This window comes from Streptomyces sp. NPDC048560 (assembly GCF_040650955.1).
GTDB lineage: Bacteria > Actinomycetota > Actinomycetes > Streptomycetales > Streptomycetaceae > Streptomyces.
On sequence record NZ_JBEZIJ010000011.1, the window covers coordinates 82,685 to 101,804 of the forward strand.

Consider the following 19,120-nt stretch of genomic DNA (forward strand, 5'->3'; position numbering starts at 1 on the left):
CGGCGTCCCAAACGCCCCTTTAGGGTGGCGGGCAGCGGGCCCCGCAGGGCCCGGCATCCGCTGCGGACCGCTTCAGGGAGTCGACGGAACGTCACTACGGGCAATCCGTGGCGCTTTTCGTGTGACTCCGGAGGGTTCCGGATTGGCTTTCCCGCCGCTGGTGGGGGCAGGATGCGTATTCGGGCGAGAGGGTCTGACATCAGACCCGGGTCCGGGGACTGTCAGAGGGCCCTGGCAGCATCGGCTTCGATCTCACGCCTCACAGGCAAGAAGAACACGGGAGTACAAACATGAACCGCAGTGAGCTGGTGGCCGCCCTGGCCGACCGCGCCGAGGTGACTCGCAAGGACGCCGACGCCGTGCTGGCCGCGCTCGCCGAGACCGTCGGAGAGATCGTCGCCAAGGGCGACGAGAAGGTCACCATCCCCGGCTTCCTGACCTTCGAGCGCACCCACCGTGCCGCTCGCACCGCTCGGAACCCGCAGACCGGCGACCCGATCAACATCCCCGCCGGTTACAGCGTGAAGGTCTCCGCGGGCTCGAAGCTCAAGGAAGCCGCCAAGGGCAAGTAAGGCCCGGCGCAGCAAAACGAGGAGCGGCCACCCCCTGCGGGGTGGCCGCTCTTCGGCGTATACGGCCCTGGGAGGCCCCGTACGGCCCGTGGACGCCGAACGGCGGTGACTCCCACCCAGGGGGCCACCGCCGTCCGTAGCGGGCCGCTGTGCGCCGTCGCTAGACGAGCGATCCGCCCGGCAGCTCGACCTTCGCGCCGAGCTTCTCCAGTTTGTCCATGAAGTTCTCGTAGCCGCGGTTGATCAGGTCGATGCCGTGCACCCGCGAGGTGCCCTGCGCCGCCAGAGCGGCGATCAGGTACGAGAAGCCGCCGCGCAGGTCGGGGATGACCAGATCGGCGCCCTGCAGCTTCGTCGGTCCCGACACGACCGCGGAGTGCAGGAAGTTGCGCTGGCCGAAGCGGCAGTCGGAGCCGCCCAGGCATTCGCGGTAGAGCTGGATGTGCGCGCCCATCTGGTTGAGGGCGGAGGTGAAGCCGAGCCGGGACTCGTACACCGTCTCGTGGACGATGGACAGGCCGCTGGCCTGCGTCAGCGCCACCACCAGGGGCTGCTGCCAGTCGGTCTGGAAGCCGGGGTGCACGTCCGTCTCCAGCGCGATGGCGTTCAGCGCGCCGCCCGGGTGCCAGAAGCGGATGCCCTCGTCGTCGATCTCGAAGGCCCCGCCGACGCGGCGGAAGGTGTTCAGGAAGGTCATCATCGAGCGCTGCTGGGCGCCGCGCACGTAGATGTTGCCCTCGGTCGCCAGCGCCGCGGACGCCCAGGAGGCGGCCTCCAGGCGGTCCGGGATCGCCCGGTGCGTGTAACCGTCGAGCCGGTCGACACCCGTGATCCGGATCGTCCGGTCGGTGTCCATCGAGATGATCGCGCCCATCTTCTGCAGTACGCAGATGAGGTCCTCGATCTCCGGCTCCACGGCCGCGTTGGACAGTTCGGTGACACCCTCGGCCAGCACGGCCGTCAGCAGCACCTGCTCGGTGGAGCCCACCGACGGGTACGGCAGCCGGATCTTCGTGCCGCGCAGTCGCTGCGGGGCCTCCAGGTACTGGCCGTCGGCCCGCTTCTCGATCGTCGCGCCGAACTGGCGGAGCACCTCGAAGTGGAAGTCGATGGGACGGCCGCCGATGTCGCAGCCACCGAGCCCCGGGATGAAGGCGTGGCCCAGACGGTGCAGCAGCGGGCCGCAGAAGAGGATCGGGATGCGCGACGAGCCCGCGTGGGCATCGATGTCGGCGACGTTCGCGCTCTCGACGTGTGAGGGGTCCAGGATCAGTTCGCCCGGCTCGTCACCGGGGCGGACGGTCACGCCGTGCAGCTGCAGCAAGCCCCGGACCACCCGCACATCGCGGATGTCGGGCACGTTGCGGAGCCGGCTCGGCCCGCTGCCGAGCAGCGCGGCGACCATCGCCTTGGGCACCAGGTTCTTGGCGCCGCGGACGCGGATCTCGCCCTCCAGCGGGGTTCCGCCGTGGACAAGCAGGACATCGTCTGTGCCGGTCATGAATCTCGCGTTCCGGAGTGGTCGGGCGGGGGGCCATCGAAAAGGGTAATGGCCTCCTACCCCCCTTCCGTAAGGGCAACGGGCGTGTACGAACGTCATGAATCGGCCACAACACGCTCTGCGCAGCACAGCTAGCGGAGGGTCACCGTCCGGAACTCGGCCGAATTGTGCGCTCCCCGTGCATCCGTGCGCCCCTGAGCTGCGGTCGCAGCCCCTCCTGGACCGGCCGGGCGGGTTGGGTCCCACGGAGGCCCCGGATGCGGGATCATTTGCGCCATGACCGAGGTGTCCTCGCTCACAGGGCGGCTGCTCGTGGCCGCACCCGCCCTGGCGGACCCGAATTTCGACCGCGCGGTGGTGCTGCTCCTCGACCACGACGAGGAGGGCTCGCTCGGCGTGGTCCTGAACCGCCCGACCCCGGTGGGCGTCGGCGACATCCTCGCGCCCTGGGCCGGACTCACCGGGGAACCGGACGTCGTCTTCCAGGGCGGTCCCGTCTCGCTCGACTCGGCGCTCGGTGTGGCGGTGATCCCCGGTGACGAGGGCCCCCTGGGCTGGCGCCGGGTGCACGGGGCCATCGGCCTGGTGGATCTGGAGACCCCGCCGGAGCTGCTGGCCGCCGCACTCGGATCGCTGCGGATCTTCGCCGGGTACGCGGGCTGGGGCCCGGGGCAGCTGGAGGCGGAGCTGGGCGACGGGGCCTGGTACGTCGTCGAGTCCGAGCCCGGAGACGTGTCCTCTCCCCGCCCGGAGGGCCTCTGGCGGGCGGTTCTGCGGCGCCAGCGCAGCGAGCTCGCGATGATCGCGACGTATCCGGACGACCCGTCCCTGAACTGACGGCGCGGCCGGGCGCCGGACCGGTGGCGGGACCCGGCGCACCTGGCGGCTCCGCTACGCCGTGGCCTTCAGTACCCTTGGCGGTTATGAGCACTCTTGAGCCCGATCGCGGGGCAGGTACGGGGACCCTCGTAGAGCCGACCCCACAGGTGTCGCACGGCGACGGCGACCACGAGCGCTACGCCCATTACGTCCAGAAGGACAAGATCATGGCGAGTGCCCTCGAGGGCACCCCCGTGGTGGCGCTGTGCGGCAAGGTCTGGGTTCCGGGGCGCGACCCCAAGAAGTATCCGGTCTGCCCCATGTGCAAGGAGATCTACGAGTCCATGGGCGCCGGCGGCGACAAGGACAAGGGCAAGGGCGGCAAGGACAAGAAGTAGTCCCCGCCGGTCCGCGGGCACGGAAGTGACCGCGGGAGGACCCGGTAAGGGCCCCCGGAGCGCGCAGCGATGCGCGCCCCGGGGGCCCTTCGCGTTGCACGGGCTGCGTCCGCTGGTCACAGAGTGGTAGAGACCACTTGTCGGCTCCCTGATGCGCACCTACTCTCCTGCCAGTTGTGCAGAACGAAACGTGCGTTGCGCAGGATGCAACGACTGACCGGTAGGGGCCCCCCGATGAACCTTTCTGCCCGAATTGCCGCCCCCGCTGCGGCGCTTGTGCTGGCCGGCCTCACCGCCACTGCCTGCGCCCCGCAGACCTCCGACACCTCCGCCAAGGGGGACGAGAAGTCCGGCACGCTCCGGGTCTGGCTGTTCCAGGAGGTCGGCAACAAGCCCAAGGAACAGGTCGTCGACGCGGCCGTCGCCGATTTCGAGAAGAGCCACAAGGGTGCGGAAGTCGAGATCGAGTACATCCCCGTCGACACCCGCGCCCAGCGGATCAAGGCCGCCTTCAACGACCCGAAGAGCGCCCCGGACCTCATCGAGTACGGCAACACCGACACGGCCGGCTACGTCAAGGACGGCGGACTCGCCGACGTCAGCCAGGAGTTCGCGGCCTGGGACGAGGCCAAGGACAGCGACCCGATCGCCAAGCAGTCCGTGACGGTCGGCGGAAAGGTCTACGGAGCACCGCTCTTCGTCGGCGTCCGGGCGCTGTACTACCGCACCGACGTCTTCGAGGACCTGGGCATCGAGGTCCCCAAGTCCCAGGCGGAGCTGATATCCACCGCGAAGAAGGTCCACAAGGAGAAGCCGGAGCTCTACGGCCTCGCGGTCGGCGGAGCCTACACCTACGGCGCGATGCCGTTCATCTGGGCCAACGGCGGCGAACTGGCCAACGACACCGGTGGCACCTACAAGGCCGCCATCAACAGCGACAAGGCCCGCAAGGGCATCGAGGCCTACACCTCGCTCTTCGGCGACGCCAACTGCCCGGCCGCCAAGTGCGCCTCCATGGGCGGCAACGCGACCATCACCTCCTTCGCGGCGGGCAAGGCCGCCATGGCCATCGGCGGCGACTTCAGCCACACCGCGGTCGAGGCCGGCGCGGTGAAGGGCAAGTACGCGGTCGTGCCGCTGCCCGGTGTCGCACCCGGTTCGATCGCCCCCGCGTTCGCGGGCGGCAACAACATCGGCGTGCTCAAGAGCAGTTCGCACCGCACCCTGGCGGTGGAGCTGATGAAGTCGCTGACCGGCAAGAAGACCCAGGCCGAGCTCTTCGACGCGATGGGCTTCCTGCCGACCTACACCGACGTACGGGACAACGCCGCGAAGAAGGAGCCCTTCGCCGCCCCGTTCGTCCAGACCCTCGGCGCGGGTGCCAAGTTCGTCCCCGCCTCGCCGGGCTGGGGCCAGATCGACGCCTCGCTCGTCCTGCCGACGATGTTCCAGGAGATCGTCAGCGGCCGTAAGGACGTCGCGGAGGCCTCGGACGACGCGGCCGAGAAGATGGACGCGGCCTTCGCCGCCGCAGGCTGACGATGACCGCGAACAGCACCCTGTCCAAGGCTCCCGCGGCGGGCGGCGCACAGCCCCGCCCACCCCGGCGCCGCCGCTCCGTCCCGTCCGCGCGGCAGCCCGGCTGGACCCCCTGGCTCTACCTCCTGCCCGCGCTCGTCCTCCTGGGCGCGCTCCTCGTCTACCCGATCTACCAGCTCGGCCTGATCTCCTTCCTGGAGTACACCCAGGCCCAGGTCAGCGGCGGCGAACCGACCACCTTCAAGGGGTTCGGCAACTACACCGCGCTCTTCGGCGACAGCCAGTTCTGGCAGGTGCTCCTCGCGACCGTGGTCTTCGCCGCGGCCTGCGTCATCGCCACCCTCATGACCGGCTGCGCGCTCGCCGTGCTGCTGACCCGGATCCGTGCCCTGCCCAGGCTCGCGCTGATGATGGCCGCGCTCGGTGCGTGGGCGACCCCGGCCGTCACCGGGTCCACCGTCTGGGTCTTCCTCTTCGACCCCGACTTCGGCCCGGTCAACCGGGTCCTGGGCCTCGGTGACTTCTCCTGGACGTACGGGCGCTACAGCGCCTTCGCCCTCGTGCTCCTCGAAGTGCTCTGGTGCTCGTTCCCGTTCGTGATGGTCACCGTCTACGCGGGCATCCGGGCGATCCCCGCCGAGGTGCTGGAGGCGGCCTCGCTGGACGGGGCCTCGCAGTGGCGGATCTGGCGGTCGGTCATGGCGCCGATGCTCCGGCCGATCCTGGTCGTCGTCACCATCCAGTCGATCATCTGGGACTTCAAGGTGTTCACCCAGATCTACGTCATGACCAACGGCGGCGGCATCGCCGGCCAGAACCTGGTGCTCAACGTGTACGCGTACCAGAAGGCGTTCGCTTCGTCGCAGTACAGCCTCGGCTCGGCGATCGGTGTCGTCATGCTGGTGATCCTGCTGGCCGTGACGCTCGTCTACCTGCGCCTCGTCCGGCGCCAGGGGGAGGAACTGTGAGCACGCCCGTCAACCGATTCCGCGTCCGCAGGCCCGGCCGGCTGGCCGCCGAGGCGGCGGCCCTGCTCATCGCCGTCGCGGTCGCCTTCCCGCTCTACTGGATGGTGCTCTCCGCGTTCAAGCCGGCGGGCGAGATCCAGTCCACCGAAGCGCGGCCCTGGACGCTGTCCCCGTCCCTCGACTCGTTCCGCCGGGTCTTCGAACAGCAGGACTTCGGCCGCTACTTCCTCAACAGCCTGCTCGTCGCGGGCACGGTCGTCATCGCGTCCGCGCTGATCGCGTTCCTGGCGGCCACGGCGGTGACCCGGTTCCGCTTCAGGTTCCGCACGACGCTGCTGATCATGTTCCTCGTCGCGCAGATGGTGCCGGTCGAGGCGCTGACCATCCCGCTGTTCTTCCTGATGCGGGACTTCGGGCAGCTGAACACGCTGGGCTCGCTGATCCTGCCGCACCTCGCCTTCTCGCTGCCGTTCGCGATCTGGATGCTCCGCGGCTTCGTGAAGGCCGTCCCGGAGGCCCTGGAGGAGGCCGCCTACATCGACGGGGCGAGCCGCACCCGCTTCCTGTGGCAGATCCTCTTCCCGCTGGTCTTCCCCGGCCTCGTGGCGACCAGCGTCTTCTCGTTCATCTCGACCTGGAACGACTTCCTGTTCGCGAAGTCCTTCCTCATCAGCGACACCTCCCAGTCGACGCTTCCCATGGCGCTGCTGGTCTTCTTCAAGCCCGACGAGAACGACTGGGGAGGGATCATGGCAGCCTCGACCGTGATGACCATTCCCGTCCTGGTCTTCTTCGTACTCGTACAGCGACGCCTGGTCTCGGGACTCGGCGGAGCGGTTAAGGACTGACGTGGACAACCTCATTCCCGCGCCCGTGCGCGGCGGCGGCCAGGACGGGCCCGGGTTCACCCTGGACCGGTCCACCACGCTCACGGCTCAGGCCGGCACGGAGACCACCGAGCGGTGGCTGCGCTCCACCCTCGGAGCGGCGTTCGGCCTGCCCCTCGCGCCCGGTGGCCCCGAGCCGACCGGCAACACCCTCGCCCTGGGCGTCGATCCCGCCCTGGATCCCGAGGGCTACCGGCTGGTCACCGAGCCCACCGTGGGCGTACGGCTCACCGGAGGAAGCGCCGCGGGCGTCTTCCGCGGCGCACAGACCCTCCGTCAGCTCCTGGGCCCCGAGGCCTTCCGCCGCGCCCCCGTCGGCGCCGACGGCAAGGCCGGCATCCCCTTCACGGACATCGAGGACAGCCCCCGCTTCGCCTGGCGCGGTCTCATGCTCGACGTGGCCCGGCACTTCATGCCGAAGGAGGACGTCCTGCGCTACCTGGACCTCCTCGCCGCGCACAAGCTGAACGTCTTCCACTTCCACCTGAGCGACGACCAGGGCTGGCGTGTCGAGATCAGGCGCTACCCCCGGCTCACCGAGGTCGGCGCCTGGCGCGGCCGTACGAAGTACGGTCACCGCGCCTCCGACCTGTGGGACGAGACCCCGCACGGCGGCTACTACACCCAGGACGACATCCGCGAGATCGTGGCGTACGCCGCCGCGCGGCATATCCGGGTCGTCCCGGAGATCGACATCCCCGGCCACTCGCAGGCCGCCATCAGCGCCTACCCCGAGCTGGGCAACACCGACGTCATCGACACGACGGCGCTCTCCCCCTGGGACGACTGGGGCATCAACCCGAACGTACTCGCCCCCACCGAAGCCACCCTGCGCTTCTTCGAGGGCGTCTTCGAGGAGCTCCTCGGGCTCTTCCCCGCGGACACCTCGCCGTTCATCCACGTCGGTGGCGACGAGTGCCCGAAGGACCAGTGGAAGCAGTCCCCGACCGCCCAGGCGCGGATCGCCGAACTCGGCCTGGCCGACGAGGACGAACTCCAGTCCTGGTTCATCCGCCACTTCGACACCTGGCTCACCGCGCGCGGACGCCGCCTCATCGGCTGGGACGAGATCCTGGAGGGCGGTCTCGCCGAGGGCGCGGCCGTGTCCTCGTGGCGCGGCTACGCGGGAGGCATCGCCGCCGCCGAGGCCGGCCACGACGTCGTCATGTGCCCCGAGCAGCACGTGTACCTGGACTACCGGCAGGACGGCGGCCCCGACGAGCCGATGCCCATCGCGTACGTGCGCACCCTGGAGGACGTCTACCGCTTCGAGCCCGTACCCCCGGGCCTCTCCGAAGAGGCGGCCCGTCACATCCTGGGCACCCAGGCCAATGTGTGGACCGAGGTCATGCAGAACCGGGCCCGCGTCGACTACCAGGTCTTCCCCCGGCTCGCGGCCTTCGCCGAGGTCGCCTGGTCCCGGCTCCCGGCCCCGGCCGAACGGGACTTCGCCGGCTTCGAACGCCGGATGACCACGCACTACGCCCGGCTCGACGCCCTCGGCGTCGGCTACCGGCCGCCGGGCGGCCCGTCGCCCGCGCAGCTGCGCCCCGGTGTCCTCGGTCGCCCGATCGAGGGACCGCCCCCGAACAGGTAGACGCCGTGCGCGCGCGCTCACGGGGCCGCCGCAGGTCCCGTGGGCGCGTCGCTGGCCCGTCCCGCACGAAGGCGACAAGTCGTACGTGACTCGCTGAAGAGTGGCAATTCGCACTCTGCGCCGAAGAGGTGCGAATCCGGACCATCCCCCTGGTCAGGGGCGGAAACGGCCTTCGCGGACCCTCGCGTCGGGCCAGTTGGAAGATGTGCCAGAGTTGCCACGTCCGGGCTGTGAGCACGTACCGTACGGCGGAACAGGCGGGACAGCCGGGAGACCGGAAAGGGGCAGCTGGGTTGACCACTCACGCACCGCAGGCGATGCAGTCGGTGACGCTGCCGGCCTCGCTCGACGAGGCCGTGGCGGCGCTCGGCGCCATGCCCGCCGCCGTTCCTGTGGCGGGTGGCACGGACCTGATGTCGGCCGTCAACAAGGGGCTGCTGCGCCCCTCGGGGCTCGTGGGCCTCGGACGGATCAGCGAACTGCGCGGCTGGCACTACCAGGACGGTCACGCGCTGCTCGGCGCCGGACTGACCCACGCACGCATGGGACGGCCCGACTTCGCCGCCCTCATCCCCGCGCTCGCCGCCTCGGCCCGCGCGGCCGGCCCGCCCCAGATCCGTAACGCCGGGACGCTCGGCGGCAACATCGCGAGCGCGGCCCCGACCGGTGACACCCTGCCGGTACTGGCGGCCCTGGAGGCCGACCTGGTCGTCGCGGGCGCCGGCGGAGCCCGCCGCGAGATCCCGGTCTCGCACCTGCTCGCCGGCCGCGAGATGCTCACACCCGGCGAACTGATCGGTTTCGTCCGCGTGCCGCTGCTGCACGCCCCGCAGGTCTTCCTGAAAGCCACCGGACGCACCGGCCCCGGCCGCGCGACCGCGTCCGTGGCGATCGTCCTGGACCCGGCCCGGCGCGGAGTGCGCTGCGCGGTCGGCGCCGTCGCGCCGATGCCGCTGCGGCCCTTGGAGGCCGAACGCTGGATCGCCTCGCTGATCGACTGGGACGGCGAACGCGGCCTGGCCGCCGACGCGCTGGCAGCCTTCGGCGAGTACGTCGCCGCGGCCTGTATCCCGGATCAGGCACCGGACGACGGGGGAGAGGTACCGCCCCTGCCGCCTGCCGTACAACATCTGCGCCGCACCGTCGCCGCGCTGGCCCGACGCGCGCTCGGGAGGGCACTGTCGTGAGCAACGAGGACCCCAACGAGCAGCAGGACCGTCACGACCCGTACGCACAGCAGTACGGCGGCTGGCAGCCCACCCCGCAGAGCGGCGAGTACGACGCCGAGGCGACGGCGTTCGTCCACCTGCCCCCGGAGGACCTGGCCAACGACCCGCTGGCCGCGCCCGGCCACGGGTACGTACCGCCGATGATCCTGCCGCTGACCCCGGCGGCCGGCCTGGACCCGGCGGCGACGGGCAGCTGGGCCGTGCAGATGCCGGACACCCGGTCCCCGGACACCCGGTCCCCGGACGAGCAGGCGGGCCGCGAGCACCTCGCGCCCTCCTCGGTGCACTGGCCGGACCCGAACCAGTACCCGGTCACGTCCTCCACCACGGCCCAGTGGGACTTCAGCGAGGCGACGAACGCCGCCGCCGAACCCACCGCGGGCTCCGGAGCGGTCGGTCACACCGGCCAGTGGACGATCCCGGTCGCCGAGGGGGACCTCCCCGAGGAGTCCGGCGAGTTCGCCGCCTCCGCGCTGGCCTCGCAGTGGTACACGGACACCGCCCCGCCGGCCACGCTGCCGGGAGGTGCGCCCGCACCGTGGGCGACGCAGCACCAGGAGGAGACCGAGGCCGCGCCCCCGGCCGTCGACGAGACCGTCGACGAGGCCGGCCAGGAGACAGCCGACGAGGCACCCCGCGAGGCGTCCGAGCGCCCGGCGGAGTTCCCTGAGGCCCCGTCGGCCGCCGAGTTCCCTGGGCACCCCGAGGGCGCCGAGGACGCGGAGGCCACCGACGCGGCGGCCCCCGGCCTCGTCTCCGCCCCCGAGACCGCCGCACCGCCGACGGACGCCCCGGCCGGGCACGAGCCCGGCGAGGCCCCCGCGGCCGGTGTCGCGGCCACCCCGGTCACGGGCGCCCCGAGCGAGCACCCCTCCGCCTCGTACGTCCTGCACGTGAACGGCGCCGACCGCCCCGTGAGCGAGGCCTGGATCGGTGAGTCCCTGCTCTACGTGCTGCGCGAGCGCCTCGGCCTCGCCGGTGCCAAGGACGGCTGCTCGCAGGGCGAGTGCGGTGCCTGCAACGTCCAGGTCGACGGCCGTCTCGTCGCCTCCTGCCTGGTCCCCGCCGCCACGGCGGCGGGCAGCGAGGTCCGCACGGTCGAGGGCCTCGCCGTCGACGGTGAGCCCTCCGACGTACAGCGGGCCCTGGCCGCGTGCGGGGCCGTCCAGTGCGGCTTCTGCATCCCCGGTATGGCCATGACCATCCACGACCTGCTCGAAGGCAACCACGCCCCATCCGAGCTGGAGACGCGCCAGGCCCTGTGCGGCAACCTCTGCCGCTGCTCCGGCTACCGGGGAGTGCTCGACGCGGTGGGCGAGGTCATCGCGGGCCGCGAGGCGAACGCCGAAGCGGCCGCGTCCGAGCAGACCGACGACGCGCGCATCCCGCACCAGGCGCGCCCGGGCGCCGGTAGTGTCCAGCCTCAGCCGCACGAGGGAGGCGACCTGTGAGCGACGCACGCAGGACCGCCGCGATCCCGAGCGCCACCCCACCGGCCGACCACAGCTGCTGCCGCAGCGGGGCGAATGACAAGGAGGCGGCGTGAGCAGCGACGCAGCCACCGCGGCCAACGCGACCAGCGCCACCCGCACCACGTTCCCTGACACCACAGGTCTCGGCTCCGGCCCGGACAAGGAGCCACCCGCGCTCGGCCTGGGTGCCTCGCTCCCGCCCGCCGACGCCCGGGCGAAGACCGAGGGCACCTTCCCCTACGCGGCCGACCTCTGGGCCGAGGGCCTGCTGTGGGCGTCCGTGCTCCGCTCCCCGCACCCGCACGCCCGCATCCTGTCCATCGACACCTCGGCAGCGGCCGAGATGCCGGGGGTCCGCGCGGTCGTCACCCACGAGGACATCCCCGGCGACGGCAAGTACGGCCGCCTGGTCGTCGACCGCCCCGTGTTCGCCTCCAAGCTGGTACGCCACCACGGTGAGCCCATCGCCGCCGTCGCCGCGGACCACCCCGACACGGCACGCCTCGCCGCCGCGGCCATCGCCGTCGAGTACGAGGTCCTGGAACCGGTCACCGACCCGGAGAAGGCGTTCGCCGCCGAACCCCTCCACCCCGACGGCAACCTGATCCGCCACATCCCGCTGCGCTACGGCGACCCGGAGGCCGAGGGCGAGGTCATCGTCGAGGGCCTGTACCGCATCGGCCGCCAGGACCCCGCCCCGATCGGCGCCGAGGCCGGTCTCGCCGTGCCCCGCCCCGACGGCGGCGTGGAGATCTACACGGCCTCCACCGACCCGCACACCGACCGCGACCTGGCCGCAGCCTGCTTCGGCCTGGAGACGGACCGGGTCAAGGTCGTCGTCACCGGCGTCCCCGGCGCGACCGGCGACCGCGAGGACCCCGGCTTCCAGATCCCGCTGGGCCTGCTCGCCCTGCGCACGGGCTGCCCGGTCAAGCTGGCCGCCACCCGCGAGGAGTCCTTCCTCGGGCACGCCCACCGCCACCCCACGCTCCTGCGCTACCGCCACCACGCGGACGCCGAGGGCCGGCTGGTCAAGGTCGAGGCCCAGATCCTCCTGGACGCGGGCGCGTACGCCGACTCCTCCTCCGAGTCGCTCGCCGCCGCGGTCGCCTTCGCCTGCGGTCCGTACGTGGTCCCGCACGCCTTCATCGAGGGCTGGGCGGTCCGCACGAACAACCCGCCGTCCGGCCATGTGCGGGGCGAGGGCGCCATGCAGGTCTGCGCGGCCTACGAGGGCCAGATGGACAAGCTGGCGGCCAAGCTGGGCATCGACCCGGCCGAGCTCCGCCTCCGTAACGTGCTGTCGACCGGCGACATCCTCCCCACCAGCCAGACCGTGACGTGCCCGGCACCCGTCGCGGAACTGCTCAGGGCGGTACGGGACTACCCGCTGCCCGCGCTGCCGAAGGACACGTCGGAGGACGACTGGCTGCTGCCCGGCGGCCCGGAGGGCGCGGGCGAGCCCGGCGCCGTCCGGCGCGGCGTCGGGTACGCGCTCGGGATGGTCCACATGCTCGGCGCCGAGGGCGCGGACGAGGTCTCCACGGCCACGGTGCGGGTCCACGACGGCATCGCCACGGTGATCTGCGCGGCGGTCGAGACCGGCCAGGGCTTCACGACCCTCGCCCGGCAGATCGTGCAGGAGACCCTGGGCATCGAAGAGGTCCACGTGGCCGCTGTCGACACCGACCAGCCCCCGGCGGGCCCGGCCACGCACGGCCGCCACACCTGGGTCTCCGGCGGGGCGGTGGAGCGGGCCGCCAAGATGGTGCGCACCCAGCTCCTCCAGCCGCTGGCCCACCAGTTCGGCATGTCCACGGAGCTCCTGCAGATCGCCGACGGCAAGATCACCTCGTACGACGGGGTGCTGTCCACGACGGTCACGGAGGCCATGGACGGCAAGGAGCTCTGGGCCACCGCCCAGTGCCGCCCCCACCCGACGGAACCCCTCGACGGGGCCGGCCAGGGCGACGCGTTCGTCGGTCTCGCCTTCTGCGCGATCCGCGCGGTGGTGGACGTCGACATCGAGCTCGGCTCCATCCGGGTCGTCGAGATGGCGGTCGCCCAGGACGTGGGCCGCGTCCTGAACCCCGCCCAGCTGGCCGTCCGCATAGAGGCGGGCGTCACCCAGGGCATCGGCGCGGCCCTGACGGAGAACCTCCGCACCGCCCGCGGGCTGGTCCGCCACCCCGACCTCACCGGCTACGCGCTCCCGACGGCCCTGGACGCACCGGACATCCGCATCGTCAAACTCGTCGAGGAACGTGACGTGGTGGCCCCCTTCGGCGCCAAGGCCGCCTCGGCGGTACCGGTGGTGACGTCCCCCGCGGCCGTCGCGTCGGCGGTCCGCTCGGCCACCGGCCGCCCGGTCAACCGCCTGCCGATCCGGCCCCAGGCCGCCGTCGCGACCGTGAGGGCCTGAAGCCCCCGCCAGCCGGCCCGGCGGGGGAGCGCGCCGGGCCTGAGCGGTCGCAGTTCCCCACCGTCACCCAGCGGTATCGCGAACATTCCCGGCCTCCTCAGCGGTCGCGCGCACGTCCGCGGATCCTCGCACGGAGGGGTATGCGGACTGCGCGGCCGGCCCCGGACATGACGGAAGGGCCGCCCCCGGATTACGCCGGTGGGGGCGGCCCTTCACATGCGGGAGGTCGTCAGAGACCTGGAGACCGTGACCGGATTCGAACCGGTGTAACTCGAGTTGCAGTCGAGCCCCTGAGCCTCTCGGGCACACGGTCGGGGGTGTTTCTTCCTCGCACCGACGACGTTAGGGCGGCCGTGCCGGACCTACAAGGGGCCCGGTGGGCACGCCATACGACTGCCATACGCCGTTCATGAGCGAGGAGCGCCGTGGGGTGCGCGAGGGCCCGGGGCCTACGACCAAGGGACGAGAGCGGACCAGCATATCGACAGGGTTCAAACGGATCTATGCCCCTTACTCTTGGCTCATGACCGCTCTCGAACCGCGCGACGCCGACATGGCACCGCCCCTTCAGATCCCCGTCGTCGCCGAGAGCGGAAGCGGCACCTCCGTGCCTACCGAGGGCGTACTCGGGCGGACCCACCGCGCGCTCAGCATCGGCATCGTCTCCGTCGTGCTCCTCATCGCCTTCGAGGCCACCGCCGTCGGGACGGCGATGCCGGTCGCGGCACGTGAACTGCACGGCATCCCGTTGTACGCGTTCGCGTTCTCCGCGTACTTCACCACCAGCCTCTTCGCCATGGTGCTCTCGGGCCAGTGGGCCGACCGGCGCGGGCCGCTGGGCCCGCTCGCCGCCGGGATCAGTTCCTTCGCGGCCGGGCTCCTCCTCTCCGGAACCGCTGGAAGCATGTACATGTTCATCGCCGGGCGGGCCGTCCAGGGGCTCGGTGGCGGGCTGGTGATTGTGGCGCTGTACGTGGTGATCGGCCGGGCCTACCCGGAGCGGATCAGGCCGGCGATCATGGCCGCCTTCGCAGCGAGCTGGGTGATCCCCTCCGTCGTGGGCCCGCTCGCCGCCGGCACGGTCACCGAGCACCTCGGCTGGCGGTGGGTCTTCGTCGGCATTCCGGTGCTGATCGTCTTCCCGCTGGCCCTCGCGCTGCCCGCGATCCGTCGGATGGCGGCGGGGCCCGCCGACGGCTCCACGGGCGCGGAGCCGTTCGACCGGCGGCGCATCCGGCTCGCGCTCGGCATCTCCGTGGGTGCGGGACTGCTGCAGTACGCGGGCCAGGAGCTGAACCGGTACGCCCTCCTCCCCGCCGCCGTGGGGGTCGCGCTGCTGGTGCCCGCCGTACGCGGGCTGCTGCCGGCCGGCACCGTACGCGCGGCGCGCGGGCTGCCCGCGGTGGTGCTGCTGCGCGGGGTCGCCGCCGGTTCGTTCATCGCCGCCGAGTCCTTCGTGCCGCTGATGCTCGTGACGCAGCGTGGACTGAGCCCGACGATGGCCGGTCTGTCCCTGGCCGTCGGGGGCGCGACCTGGGCGCTCGGCTCGTACGTCCAGTCCCGCCCCCGCCTGGAGGCGCACCGTGAGCCGCTCATGGTGGGTGGCATGGTGCTCGTCGCGCTGTCGATCGCGGCGGCGCCCACCGTGCTGATCGACGGTGTGCCGGTCTGGATCGTGGCCGTGGCCTGGGCCTTCGGGTGCTTCGGCATGGGCATGGTGATCGCGTCGACCAGCGTGCTGCTGCTGAAGCTGTCGGCCCCGCGGGAGGCGGGGGCGAACTCGGCCGCCCTCCAGATCTCCGACGGCCTCTCCAACGTGCTGCTGCTCGCGGGCGGCGGAGCGGCGTTCGCCGCACTCGGCGGCGGAGCGCTGGGCGCGGCGGCGCACGGGGCGGGCGGGGGCGTGAGCTCGCACCCCGGCGCGTTCGTGGCGGTGTTCCTGCCGATGGCGGGGGTGGCGCTGGCGGGGGCGTGGGTGGCGGCCAGGGTGCGGAGTGTGAAGTAGTACCGAAGTGGCACCATTGGTGGTACCGTTTTGGTATGGCAATGAATCTGCGTATACGCGAGGACCAGCAAGAGGCGCTGAAGCTCCGGGCCGAACAGGAGGGTCGGAGCATGCACGCCATAGTGCTTCAGGCGATCGACCGGTATCTGGAGGTCGAGGCGGATCGGGAGTCGGTCAAGAGGCTCGGAGCCAAGTACGCAGTGGGTCACGCCGATCTGCTGCGGCGGCTGGGGGAGTAAGTGAAGTATCTGACAGTTCAGGAAGTTCTGGACTTGGCGGAGCTGGCCTGCGAGGGGCAGCAGGTCGCGGTGCGCGACCTGGGCCTGCTCAGCTCGGCGGTGCACCGTCCCCAGTCGGCGATGTTCGGCGTCGAGGCGTACACGGACCCGTTCCAGAAGGCTGCGGCGTTGTTGCAGTCGCTCGCGGTGAACCATCCCCTCGTGGACGGCAACAAACGCATGGCCTGGATGTCCACGGTCGTGTTCCTCGACGTCAACGGGACCGAAATGCTTGGCGTCGACCAGGACGAGGCGTACAAACTCGTCATCGAGGTCGCGATGGGCAGTCTCGAAGACGTGGACCAGATCGCTGACCGCCTGCGGGTGCTGCACGACGACATGTGACCCCGGTCTCGCGGAGTGCCGCGCCGGTGTCGTTCATACGTGGACGCGGCCGGGCCACCGGTAAGGTGGCCCGGTTGTCGTATCTCGTACGAGGTCGTGCGAGCCCCGCGGACAGCGCCACACGTACCCGAGAGACCCGAACCGGAGACCGTGACTACTACCGCCTCCCACCACCTCTCACCCGCCTTTCCCGGCCGCGCCCCCTGGGGCACGGCCGGCAAGCTGCGAGCCTGGCAGCAGGGCGCCATGGAGAGGTACATCCAGGAGCAGCCGCGCGACTTCCTCGCCGTCGCGACGCCCGGCGCAGGGAAGACCACCTTCGCGCTGACCCTCGCCTCGTGGCTGCTGCATCACCACGTCGTGCAGCAGATCACCGTCGTCGCGCCGACGGAGCACCTCAAGAAGCAGTGGGCCGAGGCCGCGGCCCGGATAGGGATCAAGCTCGACCCCGAGTACAGCGCGGGCCCCGTGAGCAAGGAGTACCACGGGGTCGCCGTGACGTACGCGGGCGTCGGCGTCCGGCCGATGCTGCACCGCAACCGGTGCGAACAGCGCAAGACCCTCGTGATCCTCGACGAGATCCACCACGCCGGGGACTCCAAGTCCTGGGGCGAGGCGTGCCAGGAGGCGTTCGACCCGGCCACCCGGCGGCTCGCGCTCACCGGGACGCCCTTCCGGTCCGACACCAACCCGATCCCCTTCGTGGCGTACGAGGAGGGGAACGACGGCATCCGGCGTTCCTCGGCCGACTACACGTACGGCTACGGCAACGCCCTCGCCGACGGTGTCGTGCGCCCCGTCATCTTCCTCAGCTACAGCGGCAACATGCGCTGGCGCACGAAGGCCGGAGACGAGATCGCCGCGCGGCTCGGCGAGCCGATGACCAGGGACGCCATCGGGCAGGCGTGGCGCACCGCGCTCTCGCCCACCGGTGACTGGATCCCCAACGTGCTCTCCGCCGCCGACAAGCGGCTGACGGAGGTCCGCAAGGGCATCCCGGACGCCGGCGGGCTCGTCATCGCGACCGACCAGGAGTCGGCCCGCGAGTACGCCAAGATCCTCAAGAAGGTGACCGGCGAGAAGCCCACCGTCGTCCTCTCCGACGAGAAGGCCGCCTCGAAGAAGATCGACCAGTTCACCGACGACGGATCGCGGTGGATGGTCGCGGTCCGGATGGTGTCGGAGGGTGTCGACGTGCCGCGCCTCGCGGTCGGCGTGTACGCCACCACCATCTCGACCCCCCTCTTCTTCGCGCAGGCCGTCGGGCGCTTCGTGCGTTCGCGGCGCCGGGGCGAGACCGCCTCCGTGTTCGTACCCACCATCCCGATGCTCCTCGACTTCGCGAACGAGATGGAGGTCGAGCGGGACCACGTCCTCGACAAGCCGAAGAAGGCCGGTGAGGAGGAGAACCCGTTCGCCGAGGAGGACAAGCTCCTCTCCGACGCGGAGAAGCTGGAGGACGAGGAGACCGAGGAGCAGCTGCCCTTCGAGGCGCTGGAGTCCGACGCGGTCTTCGACCGGGTGCTGTACGACGGTGCCGAATTCGGTATGCAGGCGCACCCGGGCAGCGAGGAGGAGCAGGACTACCTCGGCATCCCGGGGCTGCTCGAACCCGACCAGGTGCAACTGCTGCTCCAGAAGCGGCAGACCCGGCAGATCGCGCACAGCCGGCAGAAGCCGGCCGCGGAGGCCGACCTGCTGGAGAAGCCGGCCGAGGCCCGGCCGGTCGTCACGCACAAGCAGCTGCTCGGGCTGCGGAAGTCGCTCAACACGATGGTGTCGGCGTACACGCACCAGAGCGGCAAGCCGCACGGCGTGATCCACACCGAGCTGCGGCGGGTGTGCGGCGGTCCGCCGAGCGCCGAGGCGACGGCCGGACAGATTCAGGACCGGATCAAGAAGGTCCAGGAGTGGGCGACCCGCATGACGTGAGCGGGGCGCCGAGCACCGCGCACAGAACCGTCCGGCCCGGACGAGGAGCCACACCCGCTCCTCGTCCGGGCCGGACGCGTGTCCGGCGCCTTCCCGGGCCCTCGTGCCGCTCTCGCGGGGATTTCATGGAAATTTTTTGGCCGATTGTTTACGGCTTGTTAACGCTGGTTCACATGTGGTGCACATGCCGTATACGGAGCGTGGCGGAACGAGTCGCCCGACCAGGACGCGCGTAGATGTCCGGGTTCCGGACGGTGGGGCGCTGACCGGCGCTTATGCGTCCCGGCCGAAGCGGGGTTTCCGCGTACGCCCGGATTCTGGACGAGGTCTTCCGCTGAGCGGACTGGCTCGCTACTGTCCCGGCCATATGAACGCCCCGTGGCAACGCCGCCGCGGAGCGCAGCCGGTGCCATGGCCTGCCGGCGGCCTCTTCGTGCGTCGCCGCCGGGACCGGTGTCGCCACTGCCGTGAGAGAGCCGCCGCCACTCACCAAGAGGGAGAGGGCGTCGTGACCGCGGAGACATCCCAGACGCTCGACCGAGGACTGCGCGTCCTCAAACTGCTCGCCGATACCGACCACGGCCTGACCGTCACCGAGTTGTCCAACAAACTCGGCGTCAACCGCACCGTGGTCTACCGTCTGCTCGCCACGCTGGAGCAACACGCCCTGGTGCGCCGTGATCTGGGCGGACGCGCCCGGGTGGGCCTGGGCGTGCTCCGCCTGGGCCGTCAGGTGCACCCGCTCGTCCGGGAGGCCGCGCTGCCCGCGCTGCGTTCACTGGCCGAGGACATAGGGGCCACAGCCCACCTCACCCTGGTCGACGGCACCGACGCCCTCGCAGTCGCGGTCGTCGAGCCGACCTGGACCGACTACCACGTCGCCTACCGCGCCGGCTTCCGGCACGCGCTCGACCGGGGCGCGGCGGGCCGGGCGATTCTCGCCGCACGCCAGCAGCCCACACCGGGCCACCCCGGCTACACCCTCACGCACGGAGAACTCGAAGCCGGGGCGAGCGGGGCCGCCGCGCCGCTCGTCGGGGTCTCCGGGGTGGAGGGCAGCGTCGGTGTGGTGATGCTCGCCGACGCCGTACCGGAACGGGTGGGTCCGCGCGTACTGGACGCCGCCCGGGAGGTGGCGGACGCGCTGCGGTGACGG

16 protein-coding genes and 1 tRNA gene are annotated in these 19,120 nt (G+C 71.4%); 15 read left to right on the top strand and 2 right to left on the bottom strand.

Annotated features, from left to right (window positions below):
- Positions 1–290 precede the first annotated feature (290 nt).
- Positions 291–572 carry an HU family DNA-binding protein gene (locus AB0C82_RS27400; protein WP_003968811.1) on the top strand — a complete coding sequence of 94 codons (282 nt, stop codon included), beginning with the start codon at positions 291–293 and terminating at the stop codon, positions 570–572.
- Positions 573–732: 160 nt separating this feature from the next.
- On the opposite strand, the gene murA is transcribed toward AB0C82_RS27400, so the two are convergent.
- Positions 733–2,073, bottom strand: coding sequence for a UDP-N-acetylglucosamine 1-carboxyvinyltransferase (murA, locus tag AB0C82_RS27405; protein WP_362846779.1), 1,341 nt, complete (start codon positions 2,071–2,073; stop codon positions 733–735).
- 276 nt (positions 2,074–2,349) lie between these two features.
- Here murA and AB0C82_RS27410 point away from each other — a divergent pair, with 276 nt between their 5' ends.
- The 9 genes from AB0C82_RS27410 (at position 2,350) to AB0C82_RS27450 (ending at position 13,404) form a co-directional block, all read left to right on the top strand.
- Positions 2,350–2,910 carry a YqgE/AlgH family protein gene (locus tag AB0C82_RS27410; RefSeq protein ID WP_362846781.1) on the top strand — a complete coding sequence of 187 codons (561 nt, stop codon included), beginning with the start codon at positions 2,350–2,352 and terminating at the stop codon, positions 2,908–2,910.
- A gap of 86 nt (positions 2,911–2,996) precedes the next feature.
- On the top strand, positions 2,997–3,290 hold the full coding sequence (locus AB0C82_RS27415; protein WP_362846783.1) for a DUF3039 domain-containing protein: 294 nt from the start codon (positions 2,997–2,999) through the stop codon (positions 3,288–3,290).
- 234 nt (positions 3,291–3,524) lie between these two features.
- Positions 3,525–4,829: an extracellular solute-binding protein gene (locus AB0C82_RS27420; protein WP_362846785.1), complete on the top strand. Its 1,305-nt coding sequence runs from the start codon at positions 3,525–3,527 to the stop codon at positions 4,827–4,829.
- A 2-nt stretch (positions 4,830–4,831) separates the two neighbouring features.
- On the top strand, positions 4,832–5,797 hold the full coding sequence (locus tag AB0C82_RS27425; RefSeq protein WP_362846787.1) for a sugar ABC transporter permease: 966 nt from the start codon (positions 4,832–4,834) through the stop codon (positions 5,795–5,797).
- Entirely contained in the window at positions 5,794–6,645 is an 852-nt protein-coding gene (locus AB0C82_RS27430; protein WP_362846789.1) for a carbohydrate ABC transporter permease, read from the top strand. Before AB0C82_RS27425 ends, AB0C82_RS27430 begins: the two co-directional genes overlap by 4 nt.
- Position 6,646: 1 nt before the next feature.
- The gene (locus tag AB0C82_RS27435; protein ID WP_362846791.1) at positions 6,647–8,281 is read left to right on the top strand and encodes a beta-N-acetylhexosaminidase; all 1,635 of its coding nucleotides are present in this window, start codon (positions 6,647–6,649) and stop codon (positions 8,279–8,281) included.
- 293 nt (positions 8,282–8,574) lie between these two features.
- Positions 8,575–9,468 carry an FAD binding domain-containing protein gene (locus AB0C82_RS27440; protein ID WP_362846793.1) on the top strand — a complete coding sequence of 298 codons (894 nt, stop codon included), beginning with the start codon at positions 8,575–8,577 and terminating at the stop codon, positions 9,466–9,468.
- Positions 9,465–10,961 carry a 2Fe-2S iron-sulfur cluster-binding protein gene (locus AB0C82_RS27445; RefSeq protein WP_362846795.1) on the top strand — a complete coding sequence of 499 codons (1,497 nt, stop codon included), beginning with the start codon at positions 9,465–9,467 and terminating at the stop codon, positions 10,959–10,961. The genes AB0C82_RS27440 and AB0C82_RS27445 overlap by 4 nt, the downstream gene beginning before the upstream one ends.
- A gap of 91 nt (positions 10,962–11,052) precedes the next feature.
- The gene (locus AB0C82_RS27450) at positions 11,053–13,404 is read left to right on the top strand and encodes a xanthine dehydrogenase family protein molybdopterin-binding subunit (RefSeq protein WP_362846797.1); all 2,352 of its coding nucleotides are present in this window, start codon (positions 11,053–11,055) and stop codon (positions 13,402–13,404) included.
- A gap of 238 nt (positions 13,405–13,642) precedes the next feature.
- Here the strand turns inward: AB0C82_RS27450 and AB0C82_RS27455 are convergent.
- Positions 13,643–13,717, bottom strand: a tRNA-Cys gene (locus AB0C82_RS27455).
- Between the two features lie 210 nt (positions 13,718–13,927).
- Between AB0C82_RS27455 and AB0C82_RS27460 the strand changes: the two genes are divergently transcribed.
- The 5 genes from AB0C82_RS27460 (at position 13,928) to AB0C82_RS27480 (ending at position 19,117) form a co-directional block, all read left to right on the top strand.
- Positions 13,928–15,409, top strand: coding sequence for an MFS transporter (locus AB0C82_RS27460; RefSeq protein ID WP_362846799.1), 1,482 nt, complete (start codon positions 13,928–13,930; stop codon positions 15,407–15,409).
- A 35-nt stretch (positions 15,410–15,444) separates the two neighbouring features.
- The gene (locus AB0C82_RS27465; RefSeq protein ID WP_362846801.1) at positions 15,445–15,648 is read left to right on the top strand and encodes a CopG family transcriptional regulator; all 204 of its coding nucleotides are present in this window, start codon (positions 15,445–15,447) and stop codon (positions 15,646–15,648) included.
- Positions 15,649–16,032, top strand: coding sequence for a type II toxin-antitoxin system death-on-curing family toxin (locus AB0C82_RS27470; RefSeq protein WP_362846803.1), 384 nt, complete (start codon positions 15,649–15,651; stop codon positions 16,030–16,032).
- Between the two features lie 150 nt (positions 16,033–16,182).
- Positions 16,183–17,964: a DEAD/DEAH box helicase gene (locus AB0C82_RS27475; RefSeq protein ID WP_362846805.1), complete on the top strand. Its 1,782-nt coding sequence runs from the start codon at positions 16,183–16,185 to the stop codon at positions 17,962–17,964.
- 508 nt (positions 17,965–18,472) lie between these two features.
- Positions 18,473–19,117, top strand: a complete 645-nt coding sequence (locus AB0C82_RS27480; protein ID WP_362846807.1) for a helix-turn-helix domain-containing protein — start codon at positions 18,473–18,475, stop codon at positions 19,115–19,117.
- Positions 19,118–19,120: the final 3 nt, after the last annotated feature.